This window comes from Nostoc parmelioides FACHB-3921 (genome assembly GCF_014696625.1).
GTDB classification, from domain to species: Bacteria; Cyanobacteriota; Cyanobacteriia; order Cyanobacteriales; family Nostocaceae; genus Trichormus; species Trichormus parmelioides.
Genome location: NZ_JACJQL010000024.1, coordinates 52,743 through 68,869, shown reverse-complemented (window position 1 = coordinate 68,869; position 16,127 = coordinate 52,743). Strand labels below are relative to the sequence as shown.

Below are 16,127 nucleotides of genomic sequence, written 5' to 3'. Positions count from 1 at the left end.
AAATTAAGAGCGCTTAGAGTGGAAACACGGTAACACTTCTGGGCGCTTTTTAATTTATGGCTGTTGACGGTTGATTGTTGACTGTTGACCGACTTGAAAGCTTTTGATTGTCAGGGTTTTATCTTGGCAAAATTACGAATTACTTTGAATCAGGTTGGCTATGACTGTGGCTAGTTCCGATGGTTCTACAGGTTTGGTTAAATGCCTTTGGAAGCCAGCAGACATAATCTTTTGAAAGTTGGTTTCGCCGGCAAAGGCGGTGAGAGCGATCGCTGGTAGTTTTGTGCCGGATGCTACTTCCATTGTTCTGATTTGCTTAATCAGCATATAGCCGTCAACTTCTGGCATTCCAATATCACTTAATAATAAATCTGGTTTGGTGTGAGCGATCGCCTCTAATGCTTCATTTGCTGAATTGACTGCCTTAACTTCCACTCCATACTGTTCCAAAATAAAACTGAGTAGTTCTAAAGTATCGGCATCATCATCTACAACTACCATACGCAAGCCTTGCAGATTTGGGGTGGTGTCTGGAATAAAATGCTCTTCATATATCTGCGAAACAGCAATCAGGGGTAGTTTGACTGTAAATGCTGTGCCTAATCCTTCTCCTGGGCTTGTTACCTGGACAGAACCACCGTGGAGTTCTACAAGATGACGAACTATGGCTAACCCTAACCCCAGTCCCCCGAATTTTCTTGTTGTTACCTCGTCAGCTTGGCGGAAGCGTTCAAACACATAGGGGAGAAAGTCGAGACTAATACCTTTTCCTGTATCCCTGACTTGAATGTGGGCTAAAGAACCAACTCTTTCTAGGCTGACTTCTATTTGACCGCCTTCCGGTGTGAATTTTACGGCATTGCTCAGTAGATTCCACACTACTTGTTGTAAACGGTTGGGATCGCCTTCAACTCTGCACACATGAGATGTTAACTCAGTTTGGATGTGAATCGATTTACTTTCAGCCGTTAAGCGTACAGTTTCCAATGCTGCTTCGATGGTGGTGACTAAGTCAACTGTGCAGACATTCAAACTCAGCTTACCGCGCAAAATCCGAGAAACATCTAGTAAATCGTCGATTAACCGGGCTTGTAATTTGGCATTGCGTTCGATCACCTCTAGGGCTTGATGAGTCTTGAATGTATCCAGTTTGCGGCTCTTGAGGAGTTTTGCCCAGCCGAGAATGGGATTGAGGGGCGATCGCAACTCGTGAGAAACTATTGCCAAGAAATCATCTTTCATCCGGTTGGCTCGTTCTAACTCTATCCTGGCTGCACGTTCCTGTTCCCAAGCCTGGGCGCGTTCTTCAATTGCTAACTTTTGGTCGTGAATATCTGTGCAGGAACCAAACCATTTCAAAATTTGACCATTTTTGTCTCTTAAAGGAAAAGCTCTGCCTAAATGCCAACGATATTCCCCATCAACAGCACGACGCAAACGATACTCAATATCATAGTCTTTGCCAGTATCAAGGCAATCATGCCAGTGTTCTATTGTGCGTTCCACATCATCAGGATGTAGTATCTTTTGCCATCCTTCGCCTTGGGTTTGTTCTAATGTCGTTCCTGTATAGTCATACCAACGTTGATTGAAATACTCATGGTAGCCATTAGGCTGGGTAATCCAAAACATTTGCGGCATGGTGTCCGCTAGTGTGCGGAACATCAATTCACTTTGTTGTAGAGCGGCTTCTGCTTGTTTGCGATCAGTTAAATCGAGAATAAAGCACACCCATGTTAATGGGCTGGAACTTAATCGGGCAGCACCTAATAAAATAGGAACACGAGAGCCGTCTTTACGGATATACTCCTTCTCAAAGGGAATGCAGAACCCAGAGTTTATCACTTCCGCCACCTTGGCTTGATCCAGTTCGCTGTATTCTGGTGGAGTCATGTCTTGCCAACGCAACTTTCCTGTGAGCAAGTCTTCCTGGGTATAGCCCACCATTTTCAGGAAGGCATCGTTAGCAAAATTAATTCGTTCTGAATCTGCCTCAATAATGCCAATAATACTCGATTGCAATAATCTTTTTAATCTAGCCTCACTTTGCTGTAGCGCTGCTTCTGCTTGCTTGCGCTCAGTCACATCGATATTCACTCCCACCATCCGTAATGGTTGACCATGATCATCATAGAAAACTCTGGCTCTCGATTGTAGCCAACAAAGGCTTCCGTCCTGACGAATGATGCGAAAATCACTAAAAAATTCCTTCGAGCCTGTGTTCAACAATTCCTGCAATTCCACTTCTACCCTAGCTAAATCATCGGGATGAACACATTTTGCCCAGTCTTCAAAAGTACCGCCAAATTCACCAGGCTGCAATCCATAAATTTCTTCTAATTCTTGTGACCAAACATTGATATTACTAGGCAATTTCCAGTCAAAACTGCCTATTTTTCCTGACTTCTGTGCTAAATCGAGCCATTCTTGTTTTTGTTGTAACAAAGACATCAACTGCTGGCGTTCGGTAACATCCAAAAATGCCCCAATCACACCTCGGACATTACCATTTGGATCGCGTAAAGGGATAGCCTTACCGTAAATGTGTCGTACATCCTCCGGGCTGAAGACAAATTCAACTTCCGCTTCCACTTCTTGTCCAGTCAGTCCGGCTTGCTGCATTGCCAACTCATTCAGAGGAATATCTTGACCATTTTTTTGGATTTTAAAAGGAAAGGGATATCCTCCACTAGCTGGGGTTGCGGTCATTACAGAACCTGGTGGTACTCGCATCATGTCATAAGCAGCACGATTGACGCTCATGGAATGGCAATGAGGATCATGTGCAATCCAGACGGCAGCCGGCACAGTTTCCATGATCGTTTCGAGTTCTTCTGCCCGTGCTTTTGCTAGCGCTTCACTTTGCCTGAAAGCGGCTTCTACCCGTTTACGCTCAGTAATATCTACATTCACCGTGACTGCATTAACTATTGTTCCCTTGGCATCACAAATGGGTACGGCAGAATTGAGGATGGTTTTCCGTTTGCCATCAAATGTTTCAATATCAATCTCTTCCCCAATTATCGCCTCACCTGTAGCTAGGGTACGGGCTAGTGTCCATTCTTCTGCTGTCAGGGGTTTACCTGTATCCGGCCACCATCCTTTATATTGATGATATTGACTGGTGTTATCGAGCAAGGGCGCATCTTCTCCCCAAATCGCTTTTGCACCAGGATTAATTTCTAAAAGCTGTCCTTTAGCGTCAGAAATCACTACTCCCATTGGCAGAATATCAAGGATGGCGCGCAGGCGTTGGCGTTCGAGGTCACGCTTTGCCTGTCCCTGTGCTAGAGTCTCTTCAGCCTGCTTACGCTCTGTAATATCTGTGAGCATGGCGATCGCACCAGAAAATCTTCTATGCTTATCCAGTATGGAACTGAGAGAAACAATTACCCAAAGTGACGCTCCATCGTGGTGTTGTAAACGTAAATCAAACTTCTGTTGCGTTTGGTGATGGTACTTTTGCTGTTGCTCTAGCCATTGCTCAATTTCCAACTGCGCCTGGGGTTCCAAAAAATTAAAGATTGAGCGATCGCTTATTTGTTCAACGCTGTAACCAAGCATTTGGGCAAGCTGAGGGTTGACATATTCTGTCTTTCCTTCACTGTCAAATATCCAAATCCCTTCATGGGCTGTCTCTAACAAGTGGTGATAATTCACTTTCAACTTAGCTAGTTTTGCCTCAGACATTTGCCTCGCAGCACGGACTTGCGAATTTAACGAACTAATTAATACTGCTACGGAGCCAAAGACGATTAAATTGAGTAAATCACTCCCTTGGTTAACAAATAGTGAATTGAATGGCGCGATAAAAAAGTAATTCTTCAATAAAATACTCAAGACTGTAGCAACTAAACCTGGTGCTAATCCTCCGTACCAACTACTAAAGACTACAGATGCAAAAAACAGTGGTGAAATCTCTACTTTGAAATATCTTCCCAGCGTTAAACCTAGCAACAGCGCCAATACTACCGATAAAATAGAAATACAATAACGCTGCAAATGAGAGCGCTGGATATTTGACATACTGCGATTAATCCTTAGCAGTAACGTTTTGATGAAAAATCAAGTATTTTTTTTGCAAGTGGCAACAATCTTGAGATACATATTACAGATTGATTAGTCGGAAATCTTACTTTTGAAGTAGGAAACTGGGAAATAGGTAACTTTTATAACTTGGTGTTTTACAAAGTTCATAAATACAACTTCATTTCTTCGAGAGCTTTGTTTGGCAGTCTGGTTAATGTTGCCTTTAAAATTATAGCTTTGTTGGATTCACATAGTGTTTTGCTTAAATCAGCTTAGTCGGGGAATAAGTGGGATATCTTATGTTAAGAATCTTTACTAAGTTATTACCGATCCCGATATTTTCTTTAAAGAATTCATAAAGAGTCACACATTATACTTGTCTTCTCAAAAAATAAGTGATACGTTCTATTTGTGTGTGAGGAGCAAGTTAAAAATAGAAAGCGCCTGGGGTGGAAACACGGCAACACTCCCAGGTGCTTTTTTGTAGAGTTGTGGGTGTTAGTTGTCCCAGTGAACAGGAATGGGAAAATTTCGGCGAAGTACTCCTATTTTGTGCATATAGCAAACTGTCACAGGATAGATTTACTATTTATGACCGCAAGTGCTATTGTTTATTTGTGTGTGAGGAGCAAGTTAAAAATAAAAAGCGCCTGGGGTGGAAACACGGCAACACTCCCAGGCGCTTTTTGATTGAGGCTATCCTGGGACTTTTCTGTGCAGTTGGGGAAGTGTCACACAATATACTTGCTAAATAAAATAACAAGTGATATTCTCTATTTGTGTGTGAGGAGCAAGTTGAAACTAAAAAGCGTCTGGGGTGGAAACACGGCAACACTCCCAGGCGCTTTTTAATTATTGGCAAATTGTTAATTTTTAACGAAAGTCCACTCTAGCACCTTGATAGGAGCTGTTTGTAGGGCTTGAGTTAGTTTGGCGTTACTGGCAAATTTGACTTCTTGTAAGTCACAAGCTTCCACATTGACCGTAAACTTATCGTCTTCAAAAGGCCAAGGTTTGACTGTGACTAAATTATCGCTGCGTTGCATGATGTCATAGCGTTGACCATCCGGGCCTTTACTAATTTCTAAAAACCGTTCATCGGCAGGTAGTTCTTTTTGACATAAGATGAGAGACAGGCGATCGCACCACTGCATGAACCTATAGGCTGCATCTACCTCATCTTTTTCTATCCCTAGTTCTTCACGCCAGCGCTTTTGATTTTCTAGCTGTTCATCCAAAAAAGCGTCTAATTCAGCCGACTGTCCCCGTTTTGGTTCTGTCAAACGGCTAATGTGCATAGAAATTAATAAAGTTACCCATCGTCCCCGGTAACGAGCATTTTTAACAAGACTCGCCAGTTTTTCCACAGAAGCTTCTTTGTTCATCATGAAATCCATTGGCGCGCCTGCTTCAGTTAAATTATCTTCCTCCCATTCTTTCTCTAAATCATCGTGATGAGAAATTGCTGCTAAGGTTTCGTATATTCTGGTGGGAGCGTTTTTCCGTTGCCATTGTCCTGCTATTTGTGCTGCTAACAATGCGTGGGAACGATGATAAATCACTTCCCATCCGGTTGGTGTTGCATTCACAATCACAAATCCATCTCCTAAAGTTTAAATTGTGATTTTTAAAATAAATTCTTATCAAATATAAGTAGGTCAACAGAAATAATTATCATGAGGATAAGGGAGGTTTTAGCATATTTAATAAATTAGTTACCCAACTTGGAAATACATCCGTCGGGTAACTTCATTAATAGACCTGTTTGCACCCCAAACCTAACTAAACTTTAATTACAACGTATGGAATTAGGAATGTTTTTCTAGTGGGTTAGCAACATATTTGAATGTTGGCTCGGAGTTCCAAGGGCCGCGTTCATCATGACCGTTACCATTGGATGATAGGTTATAGTAGAGTTCTACTGTTTCGTCAGGTTGGACATTACCAAAGAATGGATCTGTTAATTTACCCAGTGAATCTAAAGCTTTCATAAACATCTGGGTATGAGAAATTTCTCGTGTGAGGAGATGAACTAGAGTTTGCTTAGTTCCTTCGTCTGGTGATAGTTTGATTAGCTCTTCGTAGGTTTGACGCGCGCCAGCTTCCGCCGCAATGTTCGCCCTCAAATCCCGAACTACATCTCCACCTTCATTGAGGTAATTTGCTGTCCAAGCATTACCTTGACTATCTAAGAAGTGAGGCCCAATACCCCTGACAGCAAAGAGAGTACTTTTATAAGCCTCTGTTTGATCTACGTTTTTCGTATGCGCTTCGATGAGTTTGCCAACCATCTCTAAATGGCTAAATTCTTCGATGGCGATATCTTGCAGCATATCTTTAATTCCCGCGTTTTCAACGTGGAATGACTGCACCCAGTATTGTAAAGCTGCTGATAGTTCTCCCGTTGCTCCGCCAAATTGCTCTAGAAGCAATTGAGCAAAACGAGGGTTGGCTTCACCGATATCTACGACGTGAATCGGCTCTTTCTTGTGAAAAAACATGAATTGCCCCTGTGATTATTTTCAACAAAGAGAAGACTAACCAAACATTCAGTTGCTAGCCAATCTATTTAAACTGCTATAGGAAGGCAAAAGTATTTAACTATTCGGAGTCAGTCAAACCAGAAACTTAATATTTAAGTAGATCTTGAGTTCGCCTTTCGCCTGTTAAAGCTATACACTTCTGCTTCTGCTGAGTAGTCCCCACAAATAAATAGCAACCATCGCACCAAGGACAGCAATTAACAGACCAGGAAGACTCAGACTAGTAGCTGTCAACTGTAAAGTTCCCGTTGCGAATAGGCTATATAAACTGCCGCCAATAAAAGCACCGATGATACCTAAAATCATTGTGGACAGGATACCACCGCCTTGTGTACCTGGATAAATGGCTTTGGCGATCGCACCAGCTAATAAACCTAATACTACCCATGCAATAATATTCATAGTTACCTCAAAAAATTAACTTGCATCTGTATTAAGATTACTAAGTCTGCTTTACAATTGTTTCTCCCAAATGAGATAAATACAAAATCCAGAAGATAGATATAAAAGCTTTCTGCTAACGGAATACAGACATATTTATATTCCTGCTTCTTACCATTAATTGTTTAATAAATGGATTTTCTCAAAAGACTTTTCTTAAAAAAAGAATCCAAAAATACGTAACTATAAAACAGAAATATTGACTATCTTTCTAGAGAAAGATATTTAAATATAGCTGTTGACGGTTGACAGACTTGTCAGCCTTGTTTTACGAGGGCTTTATCTTAGCTGGATGTTTCAATTAATACCAATTCTCTATGAAGTTGGGCCAAATTAATGATGTAGAGACGTTGTATGCAACGTCCCTACTCACAAACCCCATCTCATGGATAAATTAACACTTCATGAGATCTGATTGATAATTGTAAAAAACAGATCATTGCTATGGTACAAGTCCCTAATTTGATGCTGTCTGGCGTAACTTATTAGTCACTTCTTCCACTGTATTTACGCTAGTAGGACTAATTAAACCATCATGATGGAAAATGTAGACTTGGTTATTTTGTGTTGCTTTTAGTTGATTCCAAAAAGGTAGTTTTTTAAAATCATCTGGATTCACATTATCAGATTCCATGATAAATATTTTCTCTGGATTAGTAGCTAGTATTTGCTCTTGTGAGAGAGTTAAATAGCCTTGAAATCTGGTATTAGCTTGTAAATCTCCTGTGACATTTTTGTATTCAAATTTCTCTAGTAAATCACCAGACCAACTATTTTTATTAGGGGATAAGGTTGGCTGAGTACTAACTAATACTAAAACAGATTTACCATTTTCGGGAATTTGAGCTATGAAGGATTGGTATTTATCTAAAATTGGTTTCGGGTCAGCGCCGATACGTCCAGCTAAATCTTCTGTCAAACTTTTCAAATCATCCCAACTCCTCGTTTCATGAGAAACTGTGTTAATTCCTAATTCCTGGAGTTTATTTAAAATCTGACCTTGAAATGTTTCTGAACCAATGACTAAATCTGGTTTTAAAGCCACAATTTTTTCTAAGTTAATGTTACCCCTCCCGCCAATTCTCGGTAATTCAGCAAATTTAGCTTTAGCCACTACATCGGTATATCTGCCAGCCGGAACAGCCAATAGTTTGCTTTTATCCAAGTTGTAAATTAAATCTGCACCTAACGGTGTCAATGCTACTACCCTGTTTGCTAATATGATTGGTTGCGATGCAGCCTGTTTTGTATCTGTAGCTGTAGAATTATTTTGATTATTTGTACAACCCCATAAATTAACAATCACCAAAAAAGACATCGCCCATAATATCAGATGTTTATTCATAACTAACCTCTTCAAAATCTCCAATTCAAACTAATAGCGAAATTTGTCCCAGGTTGAGTATAACGCCCCCGTTGCGCTGCAAAAGCTGTAGCATTACTATTAATTGTCCGCACATCAGCATACTGATAATATTCAGTATTAAAGATGTTATAAACACCAGCCGTTAATGTGAGATTAGGATTGATATTGTAGTAACCAACAAAATCCACTAAGGTATAAGCATCAGGTTCATAAAAATCGATTCTTCTGGTTGGTTGTCCACCATTCTGTACACTGGTTTGGTCATCAACTAATGCTTGTTCTCTAGCTTGAGCGACAAAAGTACCGATTAATTCTGCACCCCATATATCATTTGGAGACTGATATCCTAAACCAATGACGGCTTGTAAAGGATTAATCGTAGTTAAGGGGATATCTTTGGTTAAATCATTACCAATTTGCCAACCTAAAGCGCCTTTTAAGCTAAAACCACCAGGTTCTTGACTAAATCGGTAAGCTGTTTTAATTTCTAAGCCAAAAATTTCTGCATCTGGTATATTCTGCGCCTGAAAAATCTGGAAAGGAATCGCTCTTCCAGCCGTTCTAAATGTCCCGAAATCATTGGGGTCAAAACCAACAAATACAGATGGTTCAATGAAGTTTCTATAACGATTGTAGAAGCCAGTAATATCAAAATCAAATTGTTGAGAACGGCTACGTAATCCTAGTTCAAAGTTGTTGCTGGTTTCTGCTTGTAAGTCGGGGTTAGAAATGCCTTTATGGGGTCGTAATGGAATATCAGCGCGAAAAGCAAAATTTAGTTCGCTATATAGTGGGGGACGAAACCCACGGGAATATCTACTAAATAATGTTAACCCTGGAGATGGTTCATAGACAATTCCTAAGCTGGGAGAAAGTGCAGATGTGGAGTAGTTTACCGCATCAACACCTTGCTGTTTTTGTGTAAATTCAGGATTATTTGCTGTGGTTAAGTTGTAAACATCAAAGCGCAAGCCAGGGATTAATTTTACTTTACCATCACCAAAGGAAATTTCATTTTGTAAGTAAGTACCAAAGCGGAAAGTATCGCTATCAGGAAAGTCTTTCTGGGGGAATCCGGCTGCATTTACTCTTGTGCCTGTGGTAGTAATAAAGTTAAAGTAATTGCGCTCGTTGTAGTTGTGGGAAATTTCTAAGCCAGAGGTGAGACTATTTTTGATATCCCCTATATTAAAATCACTCCGGAGTTGAACATTTGCCCCTTGAACTCTGTCGGTTAAATCTTTATCTGCTGCTTCTGTTCTGATAGTTCCAGCACTGCGGACACTCCTGTTACTATCTTCTTCGGTAATTGCATTTTGGTAATAAAGATTCGCACGGGCAAATTGCAACCATGATTTGCTGTTGGGATTATCGTATTGATATCCTAAACTAAATCTGCTGCGAGTTGTTGTGACTTCTTCTTGTAAATCTTGAGTTGAAGCTTCAAAAATCATTCCCGGTAAGTTGGCGGTGGAGAATCGACTATCAGTAATGTTGTTGAAATATTCTCCAGTCAATTCCAGAAAACTTTCCTGATTAAAGTTATAAGTTAATTTTCCTAGAAAGTTATTGCGGGTTCTATCTTGGTCATCTTGATAAATGCTGTTTCCTCCAGCTACTTCTAATGACCCACTATCACGTCGGGTATAGATAAATAGGGTATCGATATTATCCAACCGATTTGCTTGGACAAATGTCCCGACAAAACCGCTATCTTTACTACTATATTGTGCGCGAACACTTGTATAAGAGTCTTTACCAATACTCTCTAAGAGACTTCCAGTTCTAGCGGTTGCAAAATTAACTGTTCCACCTAACGCGTCACTTCCTAATACTGCGGAATTATTTCCTCGGAAAATTTCTAAAGCGTTTAAGGTTTCAATATCTACAAAGTCTCTACCCAGACGAGTAGCACCATAGCTATATTCATAAGGTAGACGAATACCATCTACTTGCAGATTGACGCGATTTCCACTCAACCCTCGCACGTTGATTCCTTGTAAACCACCGCGACTGTCGTAGGGTACGGAAATCCCTGGTTCATAACGCAATAAGTCTCTAACATCTCGCGCTTGTTGTTTTTCTATTTGTTCCCTATCGATAATGGTGACGTTAGCTGGTGCTGTTTCATTTGCGTCACGGTTTCCCACGACGTTGAGTTCTATGGTATTTTCATCCGCTACTACTTTGGGTGTGGGAATGACACTCAACGCCAGTCCTTGTTGACTTTCTCGTTGTTCAACGTTTGGTAATGTTCCATCTCCAACGATTTTGATTTCTACTTCTGTTGCAGATTGTTGAGTGACGGTGAGAGAATTGATTCCTGGAATAGGTTTATCTTTAATGAAGTTATTACCGTCAGGAAGATTCAGTTTGACATTGCTTAATTTAATAACTACATCGGTGCTATTTTCAATAATTTCCCCTTCAGGAATTTCTCCACTAGCTGTTTCTATGATGATGCTGATTCCTTTGTCAACTTCCTCAATATTAATGGCTTTGATTTCAGTTAACTTGGCATTTTCTGCCTGATTAACTGGAGTATTATTGACTGGTATTTCATTTCCCAGTGCAGCTATAGGAATTGTCACTGCCAAAACTGCTGTGAACAAATAATATTTCATGAACTCTCCTCAGCAAAAAAAATTAAGACGCACGAAAATCACGCCATTAATATCATGATTAATGGCAAAATGAAGTTATAATATTTACCTTCATCTATTTATGAATTGGGTAAATATTATTGGTATGAGATTCTGTGAAAAATCCAATTTTTGGTGGTTTTTAATATCTCTGCGATGCAGGTTTTATCTTGATCATTACTTTAGGTAGATGCTTATTTATTATCAATGTTTAGTATACCATTTTTTTGATAATGATTATCATACTTACCGTATAGATATCATTTATATTTACTTACGTATGTATATATTACCGACGAAATTTTTATTGAATTGGAGCTAAGGGACAAATTTGCAATCCTACAGGAGTATTTAAGATGGCAACTTCTACGCCTAACACTTCAGCTAAATTTTCTGGGGTGAGAACAATTTCTGGTTCTCCTAAAGCAAAAATATTACCTTGATAAAGTAGAGCAATCCGAGAACTATATCTAGCAGCTAAGTTGATTTCATGTAAAACGGTTAAAATCGTAATACCTGGCTTTTGATTCAAATTTTTCAATAGTTCTAATAGTTCTAATTGATAGCGAATATCTAAATAAGTTGTGGGTTCATCTAATAACAAAATTTGCGGGTCTTGGGCTAAAGCCAGTGCTAAAAAAGCTCTTTGTCTTTCACCACCAGAAAGTTGCTCTACTAAACGCTCCTGATAGCTTTCCATCTGAGTTAAATGTAAAGCCTCAGCAATTTTTTCTCTATCTTCTACATTTAATTCCCATTGCCACCAAGGTTGGTGTGGAGTACGCCCTAATGATACCAATTGCCTGACTGTTAAACCTGGGGGAATTGCTTGCTGTTGGGGTAATAAGGCTAGTTTTTGAGCGACAATATTGGCGGGTTGAGTATGAATTGCTTTCCCATCTAATAATACAATTCCTGTTTGGGGAACTAATAAACGACTCATGAGTTTTAGTAGGGTAGATTTACCAGAACCATTCGCACCTACTAAACTCAACCATTCACCTTTTTCAATTACTAAGGAGATGTTTTTAACTACAGTTTTCGCTGTATATCCACCCGTTAAGTTTTGCGTTTCTAGAGGCATATTAACAATTCAAGATTCAAAATTCAAAATTCGGAAAGCTTTCCCTAAACCCTTGATTTTCATTTTCATTCGTAATTTCTAGAAGTTCAAATTCCGCTTTTACGCCGATAAAGTAACCAAATAAATAACGGTGAACCTAGCAACGCGGTGACGGAACCAACTGGGAGTTCTACTGCACCCAGGCGGGAAAGTAAGTCTGCAATGGTCATGACTAATGCACCTCCCAAGGCGCTGAGTGGTAAGACGGCGCGATAATCTGTGCCTACTAGTAAGCGGATACCGTGGGGGACAATTAAACCAACAAAACCAATCAAACCGCCAATACTGACGGCACCTGCGGCTAATAGTGTAGCAACTCCGCCGATGAAAATGCGCGATCGCCCCAAGGAAACCCCTAAACTGACGGCTAGTTCATCCCCCAGGTTCAATAAGTTGACAGATCGCGCTAATAAACATCCCAAGACTAATGCCACACTAATATAAGCACCAGCCGTAGTCACTTCTGCCCATCCCCGGCCATTTAAACTGCCAATCAGCCAATTTAAGGCGGACTGTATCCTGCCATCTTCTGTTAATAGCAGCAAAACAGACTGTATCGCCCCAAACATGGCGCTTACTGCCACACCACCCAAAATCAGCCTTTCTACAGAAATACCATCTCCAGTTCTGGCTAAAAAATAGACAATCACTGTCGTCAGTACTCCCCCGACCCAGGCCGCCAAGGGAACCCAAGCTAAGAATACCCCTAAACTAAACATGGCGATCGCTACCAAACCAGCACCCGCAGAAATCCCCAGTAAAAAGGGGTCGGCTAGTCCGTTGCGTAACATTCCCTGGAGTAGGGAACCTGACATTCCTAAAGCTGCACCCACCAAAATCGCTGCTATGGTTCTTGGTAGGCGCAAGTCCCACAGAATGGTTTGATAAATTTGCTCTCCCTGTCGCCAAATCGCTAGCCACAATTGTTCTGGTGTCATGGGGACAGCACCAAAAGATAAAGAAGCGCCTATTGCCAAAACGAGAACAACAACTAAAAATAAGGTAGCTAAAAATACCCGCGCTTCGTTTCTAGAAGCAGCGCTAACATTCTTGAACATTTTTTGCTGTCGCTGCTTTAGTTTCATGGATTAATCTGGACTGCTGATAATAAATACTTGACTTAATAAAAATATAGTGGTAACAGATATCAAATCTACTAAGAATGAGAATAATTCTAATTAAATACCTGTGTCAAGAGACGGGTTGTCGTAGAAGTGATGAAATATTGGCAATTCATACTATTAATATTAGCTCTCCTGAATAGCGATCGCCGAAAACTTGACAGCTGTTGCACTACAGGTTTAGCATATCCAAAAATATAGTATTAAAGCAGCTACTCTGTACTAATGAATAAATTAATACATAGGAAAGTTGCAACTACCATTGACCGGGAAGGAATTTAGAATCAAGATATTACATTGATGTACTTACTAGCTTGTTACCGTTTACCCTCAACACCAGCGTAATATATTCAACCTAGTCGAGAACATACGAGCCAGTCATATCAAGCCGCACTCAGCCGCATGAAGTCAGCCTCGTACATCCATCAAATCACTTACTAAAGAATATGACCACTATTGGGAGTGATTTATAACACTCAACCGAGTAGTGAATTTTGGGTGTATAGCCTTGCATGAAGGGTGACTATTTTTTATGGATAGACGGTCATTGATTTTAATTGTAGAAGAAAATCTGCATAATTTGGAACTGTTAAATTCCCACCTAAAAACTTTAAATTATGATTGTATTTGTGCCAAGCAAGGAGTTAGCGCAATTATTTTGGCACAAACTCAAAAACCGGATCTCATCATACTAGATATGATATTGTCGGATTTAAGTGGTAGCCAAGTAATTAATCACCTCAAACAAGATTCAAAAACAGCAAACATTCCCATTATTGCTGTTATACCTTTTATTTTGGTGCAGAATCAAGACCACCTTTTTCTTACAGGTGCTGATGACTACGTTACCAAACCATATAATTTTGTTCAGTTAAATACTTTGATTACTCATTATGTTACTCGGCTGCATTCTTCCAATTTGCTTTCGGAATAGATTCTGGATTGCGTACTGCGGGTAACTCGTCTAAAATCACGATAATGCCTGTACGACCTGTGGCTAAATTTGTATTGCTCATCACATCAAGAATAGGCTTGCCAATCACTTTCTCGATGAGAATTTGTATTTCTGTTTTAATTATTTTATCTAGCAATAGTCTTATTTGTTCGACTAAAGTTTCATGACCTTCATCCAACAGTGTACGCTCAGTTTGGGTAACTGAATTTTCTAAAGAAATAACCAATTCAGAATCAAAGAAGTGACAAATGATTTGCTTGGGTCTTTGCCCCAGCTTCTCGCTATACAGAGAACTGACACGTTGTGAAATCTCTCTTTCTAATTGTCCAATAGTTGGGTTTCCCATTATTCTTTAAGTGCAATCAACCAATTTTGTTACTGAAGCAATCAATAATTATTCAAGTTACAGGTAAATGAAAAATACTTCATAAATATACATAGCAAGCAGATAGTATACTTAAAAGCTCTGATCCTTCAGTGTTGTGGTCACTTTTTACCTGTACTTATTGGCTAACTGTTATATTTTACTATTGGAATTTAAAATTTATCCCGTGATATCATACCTATATTTTTTAAATTTTTTATATGAAAAATATGTAAACTTGATGAAGATGATGATTCAGTTACGCACTCAAATTGAGTGCCATGATTTGTCCTCTGCACAGCAATTACTTAAATAAATAAGCTACATATATAAAATATTATAAGTACGCCACAGCGTATATTTATCATTTTGCTCAGGTAGGAGAAAAAAGTTATGATTCATCTCATCTTGATATTGACTTAATATCATTAAGTTTATTTGTGTGTTCCTACTTAATATATCAGCTTAATTGACTTGGTGAGTGAGAAATAATGCTTTATGTGCTGAACTTGATAAATTGGTTGTGTCTGCTTATTCACTAATTTTATACTCAAGAGGAACTAGGGTAAGCTATGACGCGTTTAAAATCATCGTCACTTGTAGGCTGCGTTGATTGCTGACGGTTGATAGTTAACTATCAACGCGAAAAGATGTGCAATGGGATCAGCGTATGAAGATGATTCTCCTGTGGAATGTACACTCCGTTGGTTGCGGATAATAGGGATGTAAGTACGATATCGCCCGTTAAAGCTGTTTGGTTTCAGCATCATTACTATCGGTTTGTAATTTTTTTATGAACCATTTATTACTGAGAATGTGTGAATCACTAATAGTCAGTTTTTGTTTTTAAAACTTTGATGTTCTAATTCCTTCCTACTTAAGGGTACATCTGCCCATCTATGGCTCAATAGTATTACTTAATACCAAGAATTCCATATTTATTGCTGAATTTGCCAATATCATCGAAGAATTTTTATGAGGAATTTAAAATTGACTTAAGCAATTTCCGACGAAAGTTGATACCTTGATAAAAGGACACAATTACTGATAAACATCATTCTAAAATTCATGGATTCTTCATCAATCAACTCTTTACTTGAAGATTTGAAACATTCTGATGCTTTAGTTCGGGAACAAGCAACAAAAAAACTCTGGCGGATTTGGTTTCAACAAAAGGGAATGTATGGGTTGGAGAAAATTGATCAGAGTCAAAAATTACTGGATGCTGGGGAAATTACTGAAGCTGAAGTAATGCTCACACAATTAATCCAAGAACAACCAGATTTTGCGGAGGCTTGGAATCGCCGGGCTTTTCTCTATTACAGTATGGGGGAATATCAAAAATCTTTGGCTGATTGTCAAATGGTTATCCAAATCAATCCAGTACATTTTGGCGCACTTCATGGTATTGGTTTATGTTACGCGGCGCTAGGTAAGTATGCTAAAGCCATCAAAGCTTTTAAACGTGCCTTGGAAATTCAGCCATACTCTTTAGTAAATCAAAAATTAATTTTAGAATGTACTTTCCGACTCAGCTAAAACT

General features: G+C 39.4%; 12 protein-coding genes. 2 read left to right on the top strand and 10 right to left on the bottom strand.

What is annotated here, in order from left to right:
- Positions 1–132 precede the first annotated feature (132 nt).
- The 8 genes from H6G14_RS16820 to H6G14_RS16785 all read right to left on the bottom strand — a co-directional run bounded on the left by H6G14_RS16820 (position 133) and on the right by H6G14_RS16785 (position 13,229).
- Positions 133–4,026, bottom strand: coding sequence for a PAS domain S-box protein (locus tag H6G14_RS16820; RefSeq protein ID WP_190568492.1), 3,894 nt, complete (start codon positions 4,024–4,026; stop codon positions 133–135).
- Positions 4,027–4,895: 869 nt separating this feature from the next.
- Positions 4,896–5,624 carry a DUF3891 family protein gene (locus tag H6G14_RS16815; RefSeq protein WP_190568491.1) on the bottom strand — a complete coding sequence of 243 codons (729 nt, stop codon included), beginning with the start codon at positions 5,622–5,624 and terminating at the stop codon, positions 4,896–4,898.
- A 213-nt stretch (positions 5,625–5,837) separates the two neighbouring features.
- Positions 5,838–6,530 carry a manganese catalase family protein gene (locus H6G14_RS16810; RefSeq protein WP_190568490.1) on the bottom strand — a complete coding sequence of 231 codons (693 nt, stop codon included), beginning with the start codon at positions 6,528–6,530 and terminating at the stop codon, positions 5,838–5,840.
- A gap of 171 nt (positions 6,531–6,701) precedes the next feature.
- Positions 6,702–6,974: a GlsB/YeaQ/YmgE family stress response membrane protein gene (locus tag H6G14_RS16805; protein ID WP_190568489.1), complete on the bottom strand. Its 273-nt coding sequence runs from the start codon at positions 6,972–6,974 to the stop codon at positions 6,702–6,704.
- Positions 6,975–7,470: 496 nt separating this feature from the next.
- Positions 7,471–8,358 (bottom strand): ABC transporter substrate-binding protein, encoded by an 888-nt coding sequence (locus H6G14_RS16800; protein ID WP_190568488.1) that lies wholly within the window; start codon positions 8,356–8,358, stop codon positions 7,471–7,473.
- An 11-nt stretch (positions 8,359–8,369) separates the two neighbouring features.
- Positions 8,370–11,003, bottom strand: coding sequence for a TonB-dependent hemoglobin/transferrin/lactoferrin family receptor (locus H6G14_RS16795; protein WP_190568487.1), 2,634 nt, complete (start codon positions 11,001–11,003; stop codon positions 8,370–8,372).
- A 322-nt stretch (positions 11,004–11,325) separates the two neighbouring features.
- Positions 11,326–12,105: an ABC transporter ATP-binding protein gene (locus H6G14_RS16790; RefSeq protein ID WP_190568486.1), complete on the bottom strand. Its 780-nt coding sequence runs from the start codon at positions 12,103–12,105 to the stop codon at positions 11,326–11,328.
- Positions 12,106–12,191: 86 nt separating this feature from the next.
- Positions 12,192–13,229: a FecCD family ABC transporter permease gene (locus H6G14_RS16785; RefSeq protein WP_190568485.1), complete on the bottom strand. Its 1,038-nt coding sequence runs from the start codon at positions 13,227–13,229 to the stop codon at positions 12,192–12,194.
- Positions 13,230–13,797: 568 nt separating this feature from the next.
- Here H6G14_RS16785 and H6G14_RS16780 point away from each other — a divergent pair.
- Positions 13,798–14,199, top strand: a complete 402-nt coding sequence (locus tag H6G14_RS16780) for a response regulator (protein WP_190568484.1) — start codon at positions 13,798–13,800, stop codon at positions 14,197–14,199.
- On the opposite strand, the gene H6G14_RS16775 is transcribed toward H6G14_RS16780, so the two are convergent.
- Together H6G14_RS16775 and H6G14_RS16770 are read right to left on the bottom strand one after the other, a co-directional pair.
- Entirely contained in the window at positions 14,162–14,566 is a 405-nt protein-coding gene (locus tag H6G14_RS16775) for a Na-translocating system protein MpsC family protein (protein ID WP_190568483.1), read from the bottom strand. The two genes, H6G14_RS16780 and H6G14_RS16775, sit on opposite strands and share 38 nt — an antisense overlap.
- 611 nt (positions 14,567–15,177) lie before the next feature.
- Positions 15,178–15,354, bottom strand: coding sequence for a hypothetical protein (locus H6G14_RS16770; protein WP_190568482.1), 177 nt, complete (start codon positions 15,352–15,354; stop codon positions 15,178–15,180).
- 298 nt (positions 15,355–15,652) lie between these two features.
- Here H6G14_RS16770 and H6G14_RS16765 point away from each other — a divergent pair, with 298 nt between their 5' ends.
- Positions 15,653–16,123 carry a tetratricopeptide repeat protein gene (locus H6G14_RS16765; protein ID WP_011321551.1) on the top strand — a complete coding sequence of 157 codons (471 nt, stop codon included), beginning with the start codon at positions 15,653–15,655 and terminating at the stop codon, positions 16,121–16,123.
- Positions 16,124–16,127: the final 4 nt, after the last annotated feature.